At 62.6% G+C, this 14,351-nt stretch carries 13 protein-coding genes; 11 read left to right on the forward strand and 2 right to left on the reverse strand.

Annotated elements, in window-relative coordinates; genetic code table 11:
- From N4S67_RS19835 to N4S67_RS19850, 4 genes are all read left to right on the forward strand, one after another.
- Nucleotides 1-859, forward strand: an 859-nt coding sequence (locus tag N4S67_RS19835) for an SRPBCC family protein (RefSeq protein ID WP_313959967.1), incomplete at its 5' end; no start/stop codon positions are given.
- A gap of 1 nt (nucleotide 860) precedes the next feature.
- Nucleotides 861-1,382, forward strand: a complete 522-nt coding sequence (locus N4S67_RS19840) for an aromatic-ring-hydroxylating dioxygenase subunit beta (RefSeq protein ID WP_260994745.1) — start codon at nucleotides 861-863, stop codon at nucleotides 1,380-1,382.
- Nucleotides 1,383-1,436: 54 nt separating this feature from the next.
- Nucleotides 1,437-2,657, forward strand: coding sequence for an NAD(P)/FAD-dependent oxidoreductase (locus N4S67_RS19845; protein ID WP_260994746.1), 1,221 nt, complete (start codon nucleotides 1,437-1,439; stop codon nucleotides 2,655-2,657).
- Nucleotides 2,658-2,693: 36 nt separating this feature from the next.
- Nucleotides 2,694-3,491, forward strand: a complete 798-nt coding sequence (locus tag N4S67_RS19850) for an SDR family oxidoreductase (protein ID WP_260994747.1) — start codon at nucleotides 2,694-2,696, stop codon at nucleotides 3,489-3,491.
- Nucleotides 3,492-3,506: 15 nt separating this feature from the next.
- Here the strand turns inward: N4S67_RS19850 and N4S67_RS19855 are convergent, their stop codons facing one another.
- Nucleotides 3,507-4,409 (reverse strand): LysR substrate-binding domain-containing protein, encoded by a 903-nt coding sequence (locus N4S67_RS19855; protein WP_260994748.1) that lies wholly within the window; start codon nucleotides 4,407-4,409, stop codon nucleotides 3,507-3,509.
- A gap of 326 nt (nucleotides 4,410-4,735) precedes the next feature.
- The gene (locus tag N4S67_RS19860) at nucleotides 4,736-5,671 is read right to left on the reverse strand and encodes a LysR family transcriptional regulator (RefSeq protein ID WP_260994749.1); all 936 of its coding nucleotides are present in this window, start codon (nucleotides 5,669-5,671) and stop codon (nucleotides 4,736-4,738) included.
- Between the two features lie 176 nt (nucleotides 5,672-5,847).
- Here N4S67_RS19860 and N4S67_RS19865 point away from each other — a divergent pair, with 176 nt between their 5' ends.
- The 7 genes from N4S67_RS19865 (at nucleotide 5,848) to metK (ending at nucleotide 14,349) form a co-directional block, all read left to right on the forward strand.
- Entirely contained in the window at nucleotides 5,848-7,086 is a 1,239-nt protein-coding gene (locus N4S67_RS19865; protein WP_260994750.1) for a PucR family transcriptional regulator, read from the forward strand.
- On the forward strand, nucleotides 7,083-8,882 hold the full coding sequence (locus N4S67_RS19870) for a bifunctional homocysteine S-methyltransferase/methylenetetrahydrofolate reductase (RefSeq protein WP_260994751.1): 1,800 nt from the start codon (nucleotides 7,083-7,085) through the stop codon (nucleotides 8,880-8,882). Before N4S67_RS19865 ends, N4S67_RS19870 begins: the two co-directional genes overlap by 4 nt.
- 262 nt (nucleotides 8,883-9,144) lie before the next feature.
- Nucleotides 9,145-9,597, forward strand: coding sequence for a methylenetetrahydrofolate reductase C-terminal domain-containing protein (locus N4S67_RS19875; protein ID WP_260994752.1), 453 nt, complete (start codon nucleotides 9,145-9,147; stop codon nucleotides 9,595-9,597).
- On the forward strand, nucleotides 9,594-10,568 hold the full coding sequence (locus tag N4S67_RS19880; protein WP_260994753.1) for a methylenetetrahydrofolate reductase: 975 nt from the start codon (nucleotides 9,594-9,596) through the stop codon (nucleotides 10,566-10,568). Before N4S67_RS19875 ends, N4S67_RS19880 begins: the two co-directional genes overlap by 4 nt.
- Before the next feature lie 283 nt (nucleotides 10,569-10,851).
- Nucleotides 10,852-12,030 carry a class I SAM-dependent methyltransferase gene (locus N4S67_RS19885; protein WP_260994754.1) on the forward strand — a complete coding sequence of 393 codons (1,179 nt, stop codon included), beginning with the start codon at nucleotides 10,852-10,854 and terminating at the stop codon, nucleotides 12,028-12,030.
- A gap of 1 nt (nucleotide 12,031) precedes the next feature.
- A complete protein-coding gene (locus tag N4S67_RS19890; RefSeq protein ID WP_260994755.1) occupies nucleotides 12,032-13,102 on the forward strand; it encodes a hypothetical protein in 1,071 nt (356 codons plus the stop codon).
- Between the two features lie 2 nt (nucleotides 13,103-13,104).
- Nucleotides 13,105-14,349: a methionine adenosyltransferase gene (metK, locus tag N4S67_RS19895; RefSeq protein WP_260994756.1), complete on the forward strand. Its 1,245-nt coding sequence runs from the start codon at nucleotides 13,105-13,107 to the stop codon at nucleotides 14,347-14,349.
- Nucleotides 14,350-14,351 lie beyond the last annotated feature (2 nt).

The following is a 14,351-nucleotide window of genomic DNA, read 5'->3' on the forward strand; positions in this document are numbered from 1 at the left end:
CCTCGGCGGCGCCGGATGGATGCTCGACCTCATCGCCGGACTGCACCCCGACGGCATGCGCGTGGTCGCACCCCCAGACCGCTACCGAGTCAAAACGGACTGGAAGGTGGCGTCGGAGAACTTCTCCGGCGACCTCTACCACCTCTCGAGCCTGCACCAGAGTGTGCACGAAGTCGGCCTCGTCGCGGCGTTTGACGACAACTGTGAATTGGGCCGCGCTTATGAGTTCGAGAACGGCCACAGCTTCATGGGCCATGACTGGGCCAGCGTCATTCCGGGCTTCGTCCTCTGGGGTTACCCGCCGCACATCAAAGAAAAATTCGATCTCTCTGGCATGGACGAGGCGCAGACGTATGTCCTCAACAGCGGCGTACCGACGGTGGGGACGATTTTCCCGAACTTCAGCTTCATTCGCATCTTCGCGGTTTCCAAGCCGGGGGGTGCCATGGAGGTGATGACCAGTTTCCGGCAATGGCAACCGGTCGCGCCGGGCGAGATCGAGCTGTGGAGTTGGGTATTGGATTGGAAGTTCCGAGCTGACGAAGACGTGCAGCGCCAATACGACATCTCCCAGTACAACTTCGGCTCCGGAGGAATCTTCGAGCAGGACGACACCGTGGCATGGGAGGGGCCCGCGCGGGCCGCGGCCAGCCCCTGGGCGAAGAAGACAGCGTTGAAGTTGCACTTCCAGCAGGGCAAGAACTCCTCGGTCGACCAGGCGCCGGATCCGACCTGGACCGGGCCCGGAATACATCGCCGGACCGGCTTCGGTGAGCACAATCAGCTGGCCTTCTACCGGGAATGGCTACATGGGATGCGCGGGAAGGTCCCGGCACTAGTGACAAGCGCGGTGAACTGAGATGACCACAACCATCAACAACGACGTCGTAACCTCCGAACTCCTCACCAAGGTGACCCAGTTCCTGAACAAGGAAGCCCGCCTGCTCGATGAGGGCCGCGAAGTGGAGTGGCTGGAACTGCTCCACGACGACCTTTCGTACGTCATACCTGTACGGCAAGCCACCGAGCCGCGGTCAAAGGAAATCAGCCGCACCGGCTTTCGTGTGAGGGACGAAAAGATTCATGTCATAAAGCGTGTTGAGCGACTCAACACCGGTCATGCCTACTCCGAAGTACCACCGTCGCGCACATTGCGCGTGGTCGGCAGCGTCGAGATCACAGGTGTGGACGGCGATGTCGTCGACGTGGCCAGCGCATTGCTGGTCTACCGCCAACGGGGCATCGACCAGCATTTCGACCTCATCCCGGCCCGCCGGTACGACCGGATCAAGTTCGGTGGTTCGGGCCCGCAGCTGCTGTCACGCGAAATCATTCTCACCGAAACTACCCTGGCCACACCGAACTTGGGGATATTCCTGTGACTGTCCTCTCGTTGGCGCCGACAGGCGTAGACGGGGCTGCGGAGGACCGCTGACGTGCGAGTCCTACGCAATGTCGTGGTAGTCGGCGCATCTGCCGCCGGGCTCGCCGCCGCGGATGGGTTGCGCGCCAACGGTTACGACGGAGCGATCACGATTCTGTCCGCCGAGTCGTTCGCGCCTTACGATCGGCCCGCGCTGTCAAAGGGTCTGCTCGAAGCAGAGGAGGATCTACCGCTGGGCGCGCTGCGCGCGGAATCCCACTATGCGGCTTATGATCTCGATCTCCGGTTGGGCCAGGCCGCTGTCGGTCTGGATATCGATCGGCGCTATGTGATCACCAGCGATGGTGAACCGCTTCCTTACGACGCGGTCGTCATCGCGAGTGGCGCGCGGGCGCGGCGAATGCGCACTCCGCAGGGCGACATCCTCCCGGTGTTGCGCACGGCCGCCGATCTGGCTGCGTTGCGTCTGGCGGCCAGAGTCTTTGATGACATTGCGGTGATCGGCCTGGGCTTCATCGGCTTGGAGATCGCCGCCGCACTTCAACCGCGCGGTGTGCAGGTTTCGGTGTTCGGACGCAGCGGCTTGCCTTTGAGCCGCGTGCTCGGAGCCGAGGTGGCGCAGGCGGTGCACCACGCGCATGCCGACCACGGTGTCGCGATGTACACCAACAGTGAAGTAGTCGAAGTCAGTGGCCAACCCGGCTCCTACACCATCCGCACCGCTGACGGGCAGACGTACCGCGCTGCCCATGTGGTCGCCGGCGTCGGAATTGAGCCCAATACCGACTGGCTGGCACGCTCCGGCGTGGCTGTCGATCACGGCGTCTTGTGTGATCCCGACGGGCGGTCATCGGTGCCGGATGTCTTCGCCGCCGGCGACGTCGCGCGTTGGCGGAACAGCGGCCCGCATGCGCACGGAGGTCACTGGATGGACGCCATCGGTGCGGGGCGGCTTGTCGCCCACAACCTGCTGCGCGAAGAGCACAAACCCTTTGCGGCAGTGCCATATTTTTGGACGACACAGTACAGCCGCAAGTACTGCTGCTACGGCCGGTGGCGGCCGGGGGACGAAACGATTGTCGTCGACGGCGACCTCAACGGCGACTTTCTGGCCCTGTTCACCGATGGCGCGACGCTGCACGGTGTCGCGGCGTGTGGTCGAGAACGTCTGCTGGCTGGGTATCGAGAGCTTTTGCAGCGCAACGCCGGGATCACCGAAGCTCTCGAAGTTGCCGGGCTGACAGAAACCTCGGCTGCTCCGTCGACGGACTGATGGCAGCGCCCATTTCAACGAAGGGAAGCGGTGTCGATGCTCGAGAATCATGTGGTGCTTGTCCTTGGCGGCGGCTCCGGCCTCGGCCGCGGCTTGGTGCGCAGTTTCCGCAACGAGGGCGCAGAGGTTGCGGTGCTGGAGGTATCGGCGAGCAAGGTTGAAGAGTTGCAGACCGAATTCGGTGATGACGTACTCGCGGTGCAGGGCGATGTGACCGTCATCGGCGACCTCGAGCGCTGTCGTTCAGTGCTGTTGGAAAGGTTCGGCAGGCTCGACGCGCTCGTCGGATGTGTGGGCGTCTTCGACGGTAACGTCTCGCTGCACGACACGCCGCTCGACAAGATGCCGGCGCTGTTTGACGAAATCTTTCACATCAACGTGTTGGGAAACATGCTGGCTACCAAGGTGTTCGTCGATCTGCTCGACCAATCCGGCGGTGCAATCGTGCTGACGACCTCGACGGCTGCCTATGCCGCCGATGGTGGCGGACCGACCTACACCGCTTCCAAGGGCGCCGTGAGCAGTCTGGTCAACCAGCTCGGTTTCGAACTGGCGCCACGGATCCGGGTCAACGGCGTGGCCCCGCTGACCTTTGCGAACAGCAGGCTGCGCGGGCCGGCTGCGCTCGGCATGGACGGGTGGGATCAGTCGCAGGTTCCGGTCGAGGACATGGCCAGCGCATTCGAGCGGCTCATTCCGCTCAGTCAGATGTGCGAGCCTGAGGACTACGCACCGGTCTATGCCTTTCTCGCGTCGCGGCACAACAAGATCATGACCGGTCAGAGCGTGATCGCGGATCAGGGTATGTTCAATCGCGCACTCATGAGCGCATAACCGCTCTCAGCCCAGTTACGGCTGATCTGCTGCGAGTTGAAGCAGGCGGTCGCGCAGCCAGCGGTTGCCCGGGTCTCGGTCGCTTCGGGGGGTCCACACCAGGATCTCGGTGATGGGTTGAAGTTCTATCGGTGGGTCAAGGAGACGCAAGCTGTTGTCGAAATCGATGACGCGCGCGAGTCTTTCGTGGATCAACGTGATCAGTGCACCGTCCCGGATCAGCCAGTTGGCCAGACCGAACCCGGCGGTGACGTGTGTGTTGCGGGCGACGCCGAGGAAGTCCAGCTGCAGTTCGGCCAGCGACGGAGCTCCAGGGGCGTCCGTTGCCAGATAGGGCAGGGTACTGAACTGCTCGAGGGTGATTGACTCACCCACTTCGGTATTGGCCGCGTCCACGGCGCACACGAACCGGTCTTGGTAGAGGACCGCATGCGGAAATCGGCGGTGCTCAGCGAAAACCTCGCGGGGAATGATCATCACGTCGGCCTCGCCGCGTTGCAGTCTCGTGGCGTAATCCGTGCTGGGCGGCGTGATTTGCAGCCTCACGTTAGGGGCCTCGCGGTGAAGTCCGTTGATCAGTGGGTGCAGAAATGTCAGGGTCGTCCGGTCGGTGGCAATGATTGAGAACGTCCGTTGGTCGGTCGCCGGATCGAAGCCGCGATGCTGGAACAGTAATTCGATGCGTGACAGTGCATCCCGCACTGGCTCGACGAGTGATTCGGACAGCGGCGTAGACACCATCGTGCGGCCTTCGCGTACGAGAATCGGATCACCCAAGAGCTTGCGCAATCGGCCCAGCGTCGAACTCATTGCCGATTGGCCGATGTTGAGGCGCTCTGCAGCCTTCGTCACGCTGCGGTCGGTCATCAACGCATCGAAGGCCACCAGCAGGTTGAGATCCATTCGCTTGAGATCCACCACCGCGAGCCTCCTGCGAAACAACATTGCTACCGAATCACCGTGACACCGACGGAGATGCGGGCAAAGGGGCCGGGGCACACGTTGGCGGCGTGGGACGTCCTGACGTTAAACGCTAGAACGGCCACCGCATCAAGAGAAACGGACGAAATCGATTGCTCGCATTGTCGTTCTCAATAGATGCCGTTGACGGCCTCTATTGGTCGAATCAATGGGACGTATCGAAAATCATTGCTTCCGCTAATGTGCGCATTTTCGTAGCCTCACAGGGGCGGCGTCGCCCGTGTCACCGTCGGGAGCGGAGCCTGAGTGTGAAAGTTACAGTCTCAGTTCGCGGCCGTGAGCTCGGCCGCCAAATCGGTCAGGCGCTGGCGCAACCACCGATGGGCGGCGTCGCCGTCGGTTCGCTTCGTCCAGACCATCAATTCGGTGGTGGGACGCAGACCCTCGATCGGCGGCTCGAGAAGCTTCAGGTTGGCCAGGTCGACAAGCGAATTGGCGAGCCGTTCGTGCAGGACGGTGATCATTCGGGTGCCACGAAGCAAGAACGACGCGATGCCGAACTCGGTGATCACCTCCACGTTTCGGGGAACTCCCAGCAGGTCGAGCTGATTCTCAACCGGCGATCGTTGATGGCCCGACCACGTCGCCAGATAGGGCAGCGTGCAGAACTGCTCGTAGGTGATCTCATCACCGATCTCTGGATGGTCTCGGTCGGCCGCGACGACGTAGCGGTCACTGAACAGGACACGGTGCGGCAACACCCGGTGCTCCGGGCAGGCCTCCCGCGGCACGATCAACAAATCGATCTCGTGGCGCGCGAGACGCTCAGCGAAGTCGTCGGAAACCGGCTCGATGTGCAACCGCACCCGCGGCGCTTCGACATCCAGACGTGCCAGCAGCGGATGCAAATACGTGTACGTCAGGTGGTAGCTCATCACCAAAATCGAGAACGTACGGGCGTCGGTGGCCGGCGTGAAGGCGTCCCGCTGCGCCAGCACCTCCTCGATGTCCAGCAAGATGGCGCGCACGGGTTCGAGCAACGACTCGGCCAGGGGCGTCGCGACGAGTTTGCGCCCGTCGCGCACCAGCACCGGGTCATCGAGCAGCTTGCGCAGACGCGCGAGAGTGGAACTCATCGCCGATTGCCCAACGCCAAGCCGGGTTGCGGCACGGGTGACTCCGCGTTCGGCGACCAACGCCTCGAACGCCACCAACAGGTTCAGGTCGATCCTCCTGAGATCGACGCGGGTGGTCGCCATACGCAGATGCTAATCGATGGCGTCGATGGTTCCGGTCAGCAGCGGTCTTTCATTTCGGGAACGGCGACGCTCCCGTGCGTCGCCGCACCGTTCGGTCACCGAACACAGCTGACAAGGCTCCGCTGGTGATCTCGGGTTTGGCTGCTAGTGATGAGATCGGCAGGGAGAATGCTGAATTGAGGCGACTCGTCGCGGCGCTCCAGCATCTGTCCAGCCTCGCCGTGCAGGACGCCGGCCTCGAATCCGTCGCCGAGTTCGTCGCCGAACGCATCGACACCGCGGTCGCCGTGGTCGATGACCAGCTGACCCTGCTGGCGGCCTCGGGCGGATCCGAGTCCGACGCTGCACGGTACTTCAGTGATCCCGCCCGGCGTACCCGCCTGGCCCAGGTCCTCGCCGTCGCCGCTCCGACGCGGAGGGCACTGCGCATTCCCGGCGTGGCCGGGGTCGAACCCATCATCGTGGCGCCGGTACCTGTCGGTGACACCGTACCTGCCTTTCTGCTGACCCTCGACGTCGGCGATTTCGGCTCAGGTGAGGACCTGAGGCTGCTGCTCAGCGAACACGCGGCCACGATATGCGGGGTCATTCTGGGGCGCGCGCGGGTGCTCGCCGCGGCCGCGACCCAGGCACGCGGCGACCTCATCGAGGGCCTGCTTGCCGGAGCGGGCAGCGATGCCGACGAGGTGCGTCGCTGGGCGGCTCACCTCGGCTATGACGAACACCGTAAGCATCGGGTCGTCTCAGTGGTGGTGGTCGATGCATCCGACGGCGAGGACGCCGCACGGCTGCCCGCGGCCGTCGCTCGATTCTTCAATACCCAAGCACCAGACGCGATCACCGCGCTGCGCGGCCGCGAGGTGGTGGTGGTACTGCCCGAGCAGGACGACGCGACGCAGCGCGCGTTGCGGCTTGCTGAACGGTGCATCGGCCGGATGAGCGAAACATTCGGCGCCGCACCGATCAACGCCGGGGTCGGCGGAATGTGTAGCTCCTCAACCGAAATCGCACGGTCCTATGACGACGCGCGCCGCACCGTTGACATCGTCTGTCGCACGGGTCATGTCGGCACATCCCTTGCCGTGGAACAATTGGGCATTCACCGTCTACTGCTGCAGGTCGCCTCCAGGACACAACTACGGGCGTTCGCACGCCAGGTGTTCGGCGATCTGCTGGTGCACGGCAACGGCACCACGACGGAGTACCTGTCGACCTTGGCCCGCTACTTCCGAGCGAACAACAGCCCGCAGGCTGTCGCACGAGAACTTCACATGCACCGCAACACCGTGATCTACCGGATTCGGCGCATAGAGGAGATGAGTTCGTTGGACTTGCGCAACTATCGGGACCGTCTGATGGCCCAAGTCGCGCTCGAGATCCTCGATATGGTCGACCTGGAAGAGGCGATCTCGTGACCGCCTTTCTGGACGCCCTGAATCAGCGGCTGGTGGTGTGTGACGGGGCGATGGCCACCATGCTGCACGCGGCGGGCAATTCACTGGACCGCGCGTTGCCCGAGTTGAACGTGTCCAAGCCGGACGCGGTAAAGACGGTTCACGACACCTATGTCGATGCCGGCGTTGACCTGATACTGACAAATACATTCGGCGCAGGCCGATTGCGGTTGGCCGAGCACGGTGCTTCGGACAACGTCGTTGAAATCAACCGCGCAGGTGTGCAAATCGCGCGTGACGCCGCGAATGCTACGGACAGGCAAGTTTTCGTCGGCGGATCGATCGGCCCCGCGGTGAGCGCTGCGCAACGGCCGCGCATTCCGGATGTCGAACGAAAAGACGTCATAGCCGAGCAGATCTGCGCTCTTGTCGAAGCACGTGTCGACGTCCTCGTCTTGGAGACGTTCGGCTTTCTGGCCGAGCTGGTGGAAGCGGTGCACACAGCAGCTGGCATCACCGATCTGCCTATCGTGGCGCAGGCGACTTTCACCACCGAGGGAAAGACACCGGGAGGAGATACACCGCGTGACGTCGCGGTGGCGTTGTCGGAATTGCCCGTCGCGGGTCTGGGTGCCAACTGCACAGTAGGCCCGCAACGGATGCACGACATCGTCAGAGAGTTGCGTCGGTGGGGCACGCTACCGATCAGCGCCCAGCCGAATGCAGGTCTGCCGCGGCGCCTCCCGGACCGCCGGTTCGAGTACGCCCTCGACCATGACTACTTTGTGCGCTACGCCCGTCGATGCATTGAAGCCGGTGCGTCGATGGTCGGTGGCTGCTGCGGAACCACGCCCATGCACATTCGTGCGCTTACGGCCAGCGTCAAGCAGGTGCCGTCCCATGATCCGCCGACGCGGCCGTCGGCGACAGCCGGTCTGAGCTGGCGTTCTGCCGGACGCGACTTTGTCGTCGCAGCGGAGATCACACCCCCTGGTGACGGCACATCACACGGTGCTATTCAAGCTGCCGGTGCGCTGCGGGCCGACGGCTGCGACGTGGTACTCGTGTCAGCCGTGCAAGGAGCCCAGGCCCAGCTCTCCTCGACCAGCCTGGCATTACACCTGCAGCAAGAGACCATGATCGGCACCATCGCCACCATCACAACCTGGGACAAGACGATCATGTCGTTGCAGGCCGACTTGCTGGGCGCGCATGCACTGGGCACCCGAACAGTGTTGTGCGAGACAGGGAATCCGCCGCTTCTTGGTGACTATCCCAACGCTGACGGCATCTGGGAGGTCGATTCCGTTGGTCTGATCGGATTGCTGTCTGGGCTCAACGCCGGGCGAGATTGTCACGGGCTGTCGCTGGCAACCAAGACCGAATTCGTGATCGGCGCACGGTGCAACCCCGGTGCCGAAGACCTCGATGCGGAGATCGAACGAACACGCGCAAAGATATCCGCAGGAGCGCAATTCCTGATCACCCGGGCGGTTTACGAAGTGGAGGGTCTGCGCCGGCTCGTGTCCGCGCTCGGCGAGAACCGGGTGCCGGTGCTAGCCACCGTGTCAGCGTTGAGTGGCTTCGCTGAGGCTGAGTACCTCGCGTATGAAGTCCCAGACGTCACGATCCCGCCGGAGAGTCTGGCCGAGCTTGCCGCGGCGGGAACTGCACAGCGTGATGTCGGCACACAGCTCGCCACCTATCTGGTTACCTATCTGGCTACGCACGCTCGGTCGTTGGCAGACGGCATCGTGATTGGCGCGAGCGACGATCCTCAGACGGCCCGCGCCCTACTGATGGCCGCTCGCAGGTAGGTGTTGTGCTGAGGCACAGAAACACTCACCGATTGTGAGTCAACGCGGTCGGACGGGCATCCCGGTACAAGAAGATGATCCGATTCACTGTCCTGTGGCCCGATGTAGTCGGGCCGAACGGCGCATACCGTCACGGAGGTAATAGCAAGAGCCTCCATCAATCGGAAGTGACGGCGGTCAAGTGGATGCTGTGACGACGTACTCGTGGCCTAAGCCATATCGGCCGCGGATACCGGCACGATGGGCCTACCGCCTTCATTCGGTGCTTGTCGAAAATCGGTTCTATCGTTGGCTGGCGCGGGCCCTGGAGCGGCGGGACAACGCATACCGCGTCTTCACCCTGGTCGAAAAGAAGTCGAAAGAGCGCCTATTCGGTTGCCAGATGTGCGGTCAATGTGAGCTACCGACAACTGGCTACGCCTGCCCCATGACTTGTCCGAAGCAATTGCGAAACGGTCCGTGTGGAGGTGTTTCCGCCGACGGCCGCTGCGAGGTGCATCCTGATGTGCGGTGCGTATGGGTGCTCGCCTACGAACGTGCGGTGGCGACCGGACACAGTGCCGATTTCTCGCTTCTGCAGCGGCCAGTCGATCACCGCGAACAGGGCCGCAGCTCCTGGATCAACTACTGGCAGGGCCGTGACGACGAGATGGCTGCCGATCCATCCGCGAATCCGCGGATGGTGAAACGAGACGGCACGGTGGCCGCGCGATGAGGACCAACAGTATGTCCGGCGGCGGCCTGAAAGCCGCCTTGTCGTCTGGGCGGTTCGCCATCACGGCCGAGCTGGGCCCGCCACGAGGTGCCGATGCAGACGCGATCAAGCGGAAGGCCGCCTACCTGCGCGGTTGGGTCGACGCAGTCAACGTCACAGACAACCAAGGTGCACGAGTGCGGATGTCGAGCTTGGGCGGGTCGGTGCTGGCACAACGCGAGGGTCTATCGCCGGTGATGCAGCTGACGTGCCGTGACCGCAACCGGATGGCCTTGCAGGCCGATCTGCTGGCCGCAGGTGCACTCAGCATCCCGCACGTGCTGCTGTTGACGGGCGATCATCCGCGCGCGGGCGATCATCCGGAGGCCAAACCGGTGTTCGACGTCGACGGCGTGCAGCTGACGTGGATTGCGCGCACGCTTCGAGACGACGGCGTTTTGATGTCTGGCGAGGATGTCTCGGTAACGCCGGAATGGATGATCGGGACAGTAGAGAACCCCTTTGCGCCACCGGTTTCCCTTCGGGCGGAACGGCTGGCGAAGAAGGTGGCCGCCGGGGCTGAATTCGCACAAACCCAATATGTGTTCGACCTCGATGTCTTCGTCCGCTGGATCACGTCTCTGCACGAAATGGGCATCACGCAGAAGTGCGCGGTGTTGGCCGGGGTAGGTCCGATCCGGTCGTTGAGAATGCTCGAGTTCTTGCGCAGCGAAGTGCCCGGCGTGAACGTGCCACGGGCAATCGAGCGGCGCCTGCGAGGTGTGCCTGCGGACAAGGTTGGGGAGGAGGGCATGCGGTTGTGTGCCGAAACGATCCAGCAGCTCTGCGAAATTCCCGGTGTAGCGGGGGTTCACGTCATGGCGTTCGGGTTCGAGCACGGCGTACCCGAGATTCTTGACCGCGCAGGTTTCGCACCGCGGCCGAACCCGACGGTGTCGTGCGGCGTGGAGGGCGGTGGGCATGCTGATTGATTTCCGGCCGCATAGCCGTCTGCGCGCCGAGCGGCCGGCTGATCTGGGCGCGTCGGTGTTGCCGGTTGTCACCGCCCTGAGCGAGAGCACGACCGACCTGTCGAGGGTCCGTGTCGTGTGTGACTGGGTGCAGTACCGCAACAACTTTCGCGATGTCGTGGAGATCCGTCCGATACTGCGTAGCTCCTCGTTCGATGTAGTGCCGAGGACGAACGGGGCACCGGGCGGCGACATCGAAATAGCGGTCGATGTGCGGCGCGCTCCAGACTCACCGCTGAGTGAGGTGACGTCGTCACTGCTGCGAGACGAAGCCGATCGAGTGTATCTCGAGGAGTGGACAGCAGGTCGCCGAAGCTGCATATGGCAATTCAACGCACTGTACTGGTCGGCACTGGACCTATGGGAAAAGGCAACCGGCCGCGGTTACGAGCAGGCCCTGCCGGGCGGCGAAAGCGATGCGCGCAACCGAACTGCGGCCGCTGATCTCATTGGCGAACTGATGGCCATATGGGATCGTCTGGATAAGGTCAACGCACTGCCCGAAGAGCTCTATGTCGTTGAATTAGGGGTCGGTAACGGCAACCAGGCCAAAGTTTTTCTCGACGAGTTCCGCGAGATGGACGTCAGGCATGGCAGAGGGTACTACGAACGACTGCACTACCTGATGTGCGACTACTCCGCACACGTCCTCGAACTGGCGCGCGAGACGGTCGCAGACCACAGCGAGCGCGTAAGCACGCTCGCGCTCGACGCGACTAAGCCAAGAACGGCGCTGAGTTTCCTTCGCGGCAAGGTATTTCTCGTCTACATCTCCAATGTGTATGACAACCTCCCCACCGACGAAGTCGCACAGTTGGGCGGCCGGACCTATCAGGTGCAGACGCGCGCATACCTTCCGGACGAGAAGGCCGCCGAACTTGCCGAGTCGGTGTCGATCACCGTCGAGAAACTGCCCGGCTTGGTGGACAAACTGCTGCGGCTGGGCCCAGGACTTCTCGTGGACGCTTGTCCGGCAAATTTCTCGGGGCTGGATGCAGCCGTGCGCTTTTGGCAGGACATCTGGGGGGCTTTGCGGCTCGAGGAGCGATATGTGCCGCTCGAGGGACTCGACACCTACCAAGTCACCGAGACGCTGACAGGTGAGGTCCTGCGACCAATGTTGGAGTCGGGCACCGATGTGCGGATGCACGTCAACAACGGGGCCGTCGCAAGCTTCGACGACACCCTCACCTTGCTCCATCCGTACGGCAAGCTGGTTTGTCACGACCTTTTCGTAACCGATGTCGATGGCTACCACACAACGTTCCGGGGCCCAGGCAAGTACGACGGATCCGTAGTCAACTGGGTCAATGGACCGCTGTTGTCGCACATCGGGCGGCGTCGCGGCTTCGACATCCACCTGGAGCCGTTCCGGCATCGCGGCGGCAACATCGTCACGATGACAGCTCAGCTGAGGGATTGATATGGACTACCACCTACCGATTTTGCCCACCACGGTGGTCGGCTCCTACCCGGTTCCCGAGTGGATGGAGCGATTGAAAACCGATAGCCTCCGCGGCCGGATAAGCGAGACGCAATTGGCCGAAGTGCACGAAATGGCGATCAAGGCTGCGTTGCGAGATCAGGAACTGGCCGGCATCGACATCGTCTCCGACGGGGAACTGCGTCGCGACAATGATATCGACTACTTTCTCTCAAGGCTGCCTGGCGTGGAGATCGCGCACCGCGCTAAGGATTTTTACTTCGATTACTACGATGTGATCCTGTCCCGGCCGCTTCCATCCGCAGACGGGTCAGAATTCATCTGGCTAGCAGACGATTTCAGTTTTATCTTGTCGCAGACCAGCAGGCCCATCAAATTCTCGTTCACCGGACCGTTCTCACTAGCGAGTCGAATAAGGAACAACGCCGGTGTCGACCAGCACGATCTGATGGTGGCGATCGCGCACCGGCTCAACGCTGCTGCCCACGCGTTGGCTGACAAGGGCGCCTCGTTACTGCAGATCGATGAACCGTTCCTCGCGGGTTACCCCGACCAGGTCGAAAATGCCATCGCTGCAATCAATGTCGTAACAGCTGGGGTAAGTGTGAACTGGGGACTGCACGTCTGCTATGGCAATCGCTATGCCCGGCCTTCGTGGGAAGGACATTACGACTTCCTGTTCCCTGCGGTGCTCGAGGCCAAGGTGGACCAGCTCGTTCTCGAGTTCGCACGCAAGGGATACGCAGATCTTCCCGTCATCGAGAAGTTTGGGTGGGATCGCAAGATAGGCCTCGGCGTCATCGACGTGAAAAGCCAGCAGGTAGAGACCGCGGAAAAGGTGGCTAGCCGCATCCGCGCAGCGCTGGACCTGGTACCCGCCGAGCAACTGGTGATCAATCCGGACTGCGGACTTCGCAACTTATCCACCGCCGTCGCTCGCGGCAAGCTCGCGGCCATGGTGAACGGAACCGCGGAGGTCCGCCGTTCGCTGGCCCCCTTATCGATCGCCGAGTCAACCCTCACCGCTGAAAAACTGACCCAAGGAGCATGAGAATGGCGCAATCCGACGCGCACGAATTCCTCTTCACCTCTGAATCGGTGACCGAGGGACACCCCGACAAGATTGCGGACGCAATCTCTGACGCCGTGCTCGATGCGGCGCTGTCAAATGATCCTTACTCACGGGTGGCATGCGAAACACTCATCACCACCGGGATGGTGGTATTGGCGGGTGAGATCACCACGCCACAGATAATCGACTACACCCAGATCGTGCGGGACACGGTCAGCCGCATCGGCTACGACAACGGTGACTACGGTTTCGACGGGCATAACTGCGCAGTGCTGGTAGCACTAGACAAGCAGTCGCCAGACATCGCGCAGGGCGTCGACCAGGCACACGAGACTCGAAGCGGCAGCTCTGTCGACGAATTCGACCTGGCCGGCGCCGGCGACCAGGGCATGATGTTCGGCTACGCCACCAATGAGACGCCCGAGCTGATGCCCATGCCAATTGCGCTGGCACATCGGCTATCCCGTCGTTTGGCCAGCGTGCGCAAGGATGGGACGCTTCCATACCTGCGCCCAGACGGCAAGACACAAGTGTCGGTCCGCTATATCGACGGAGTGCCAATCACCGTCGAGCGGGTGCTGATCTCGACGCAGCACGCAGAGAATGTCACCACCGAGCAGATCCAGGAGGATCTGTGGAATCAGGTGATTTCCACAGAATTGCCCACTGGTTTCTACGATGCCGATCAGCTACGTGCAGACTTGCTGGTGAACCCTACCGGCCGGTTCGTGATCGGTGGGCCAGTGGGCGACGCCGGGTTAACCGGTCGAAAGATCATCGTCGACACCTATGGTGGATTCGCCCGTCACGGCGGAGGGGCGTTCTCGGGCAAGGATCCGTCCAAGGTCGACCGCTCGGCGGCCTATGCGGCTCGTTACGTGGCGAAGAATGTTGTCGCGGCCGGTCTTGCCGAACGCGCCGAAGTGCAGGTGGCATACGCAATTGGGGTTGCCCGACCGGTGTCGCTGCTCGTCGAGACGTTCGGCACCGAGCGGATTGACCGCCGCCTCATCGAGAAGCTCGTCGGTGAGCACTTCGACCTTCGGCCAGCTGCGTTCCGGGCGTATCTCGAATTGCATCAACCCATCTATTCGGCGACTGCTGCTTACGGCCACTTCGGCCGTACCGACGTGGATCTGCCCTGGGAGCGCACCGACCGCGCGGCCGCGCTGCGCGAAGCCGCCAATCTGACCGAAACCACTGTGGCCAAGGGAGGCCGAGCATGACG

The organism is Mycobacterium deserti (assembly GCF_025345615.1).
Classification (GTDB): Bacteria; Actinomycetota; Actinomycetes; order Mycobacteriales; family Mycobacteriaceae; genus Mycobacterium; species Mycobacterium deserti.

Excerpts from the sequence above, each read along its gene's own strand:
- metK (WP_260994756.1), top strand. The coding sequence starts at position 13,105 with ATGGCGCAATCCGACGCGCACGAATTCCTCTTCACCTCTGAATCGGTG.
- N4S67_RS19860 (WP_260994749.1), bottom strand. The coding sequence starts at position 5,671 with ATGGCGACCACCCGCGTCGATCTCAGGAGGATCGACCTGAACCTGTTG.
- N4S67_RS19840 (WP_260994745.1), top strand. The coding sequence starts at position 861 with ATGACCACAACCATCAACAACGACGTCGTAACCTCCGAACTCCTCACC.
- N4S67_RS19850 (WP_260994747.1), top strand. The coding sequence starts at position 2,694 with ATGCTCGAGAATCATGTGGTGCTTGTCCTTGGCGGCGGCTCCGGCCTC.
- N4S67_RS19880 (WP_260994753.1), top strand. The coding sequence starts at position 9,594 with ATGAGGACCAACAGTATGTCCGGCGGCGGCCTGAAAGCCGCCTTGTCG.
- N4S67_RS19890 (WP_260994755.1), top strand. The coding sequence starts at position 12,032 with ATGGACTACCACCTACCGATTTTGCCCACCACGGTGGTCGGCTCCTAC.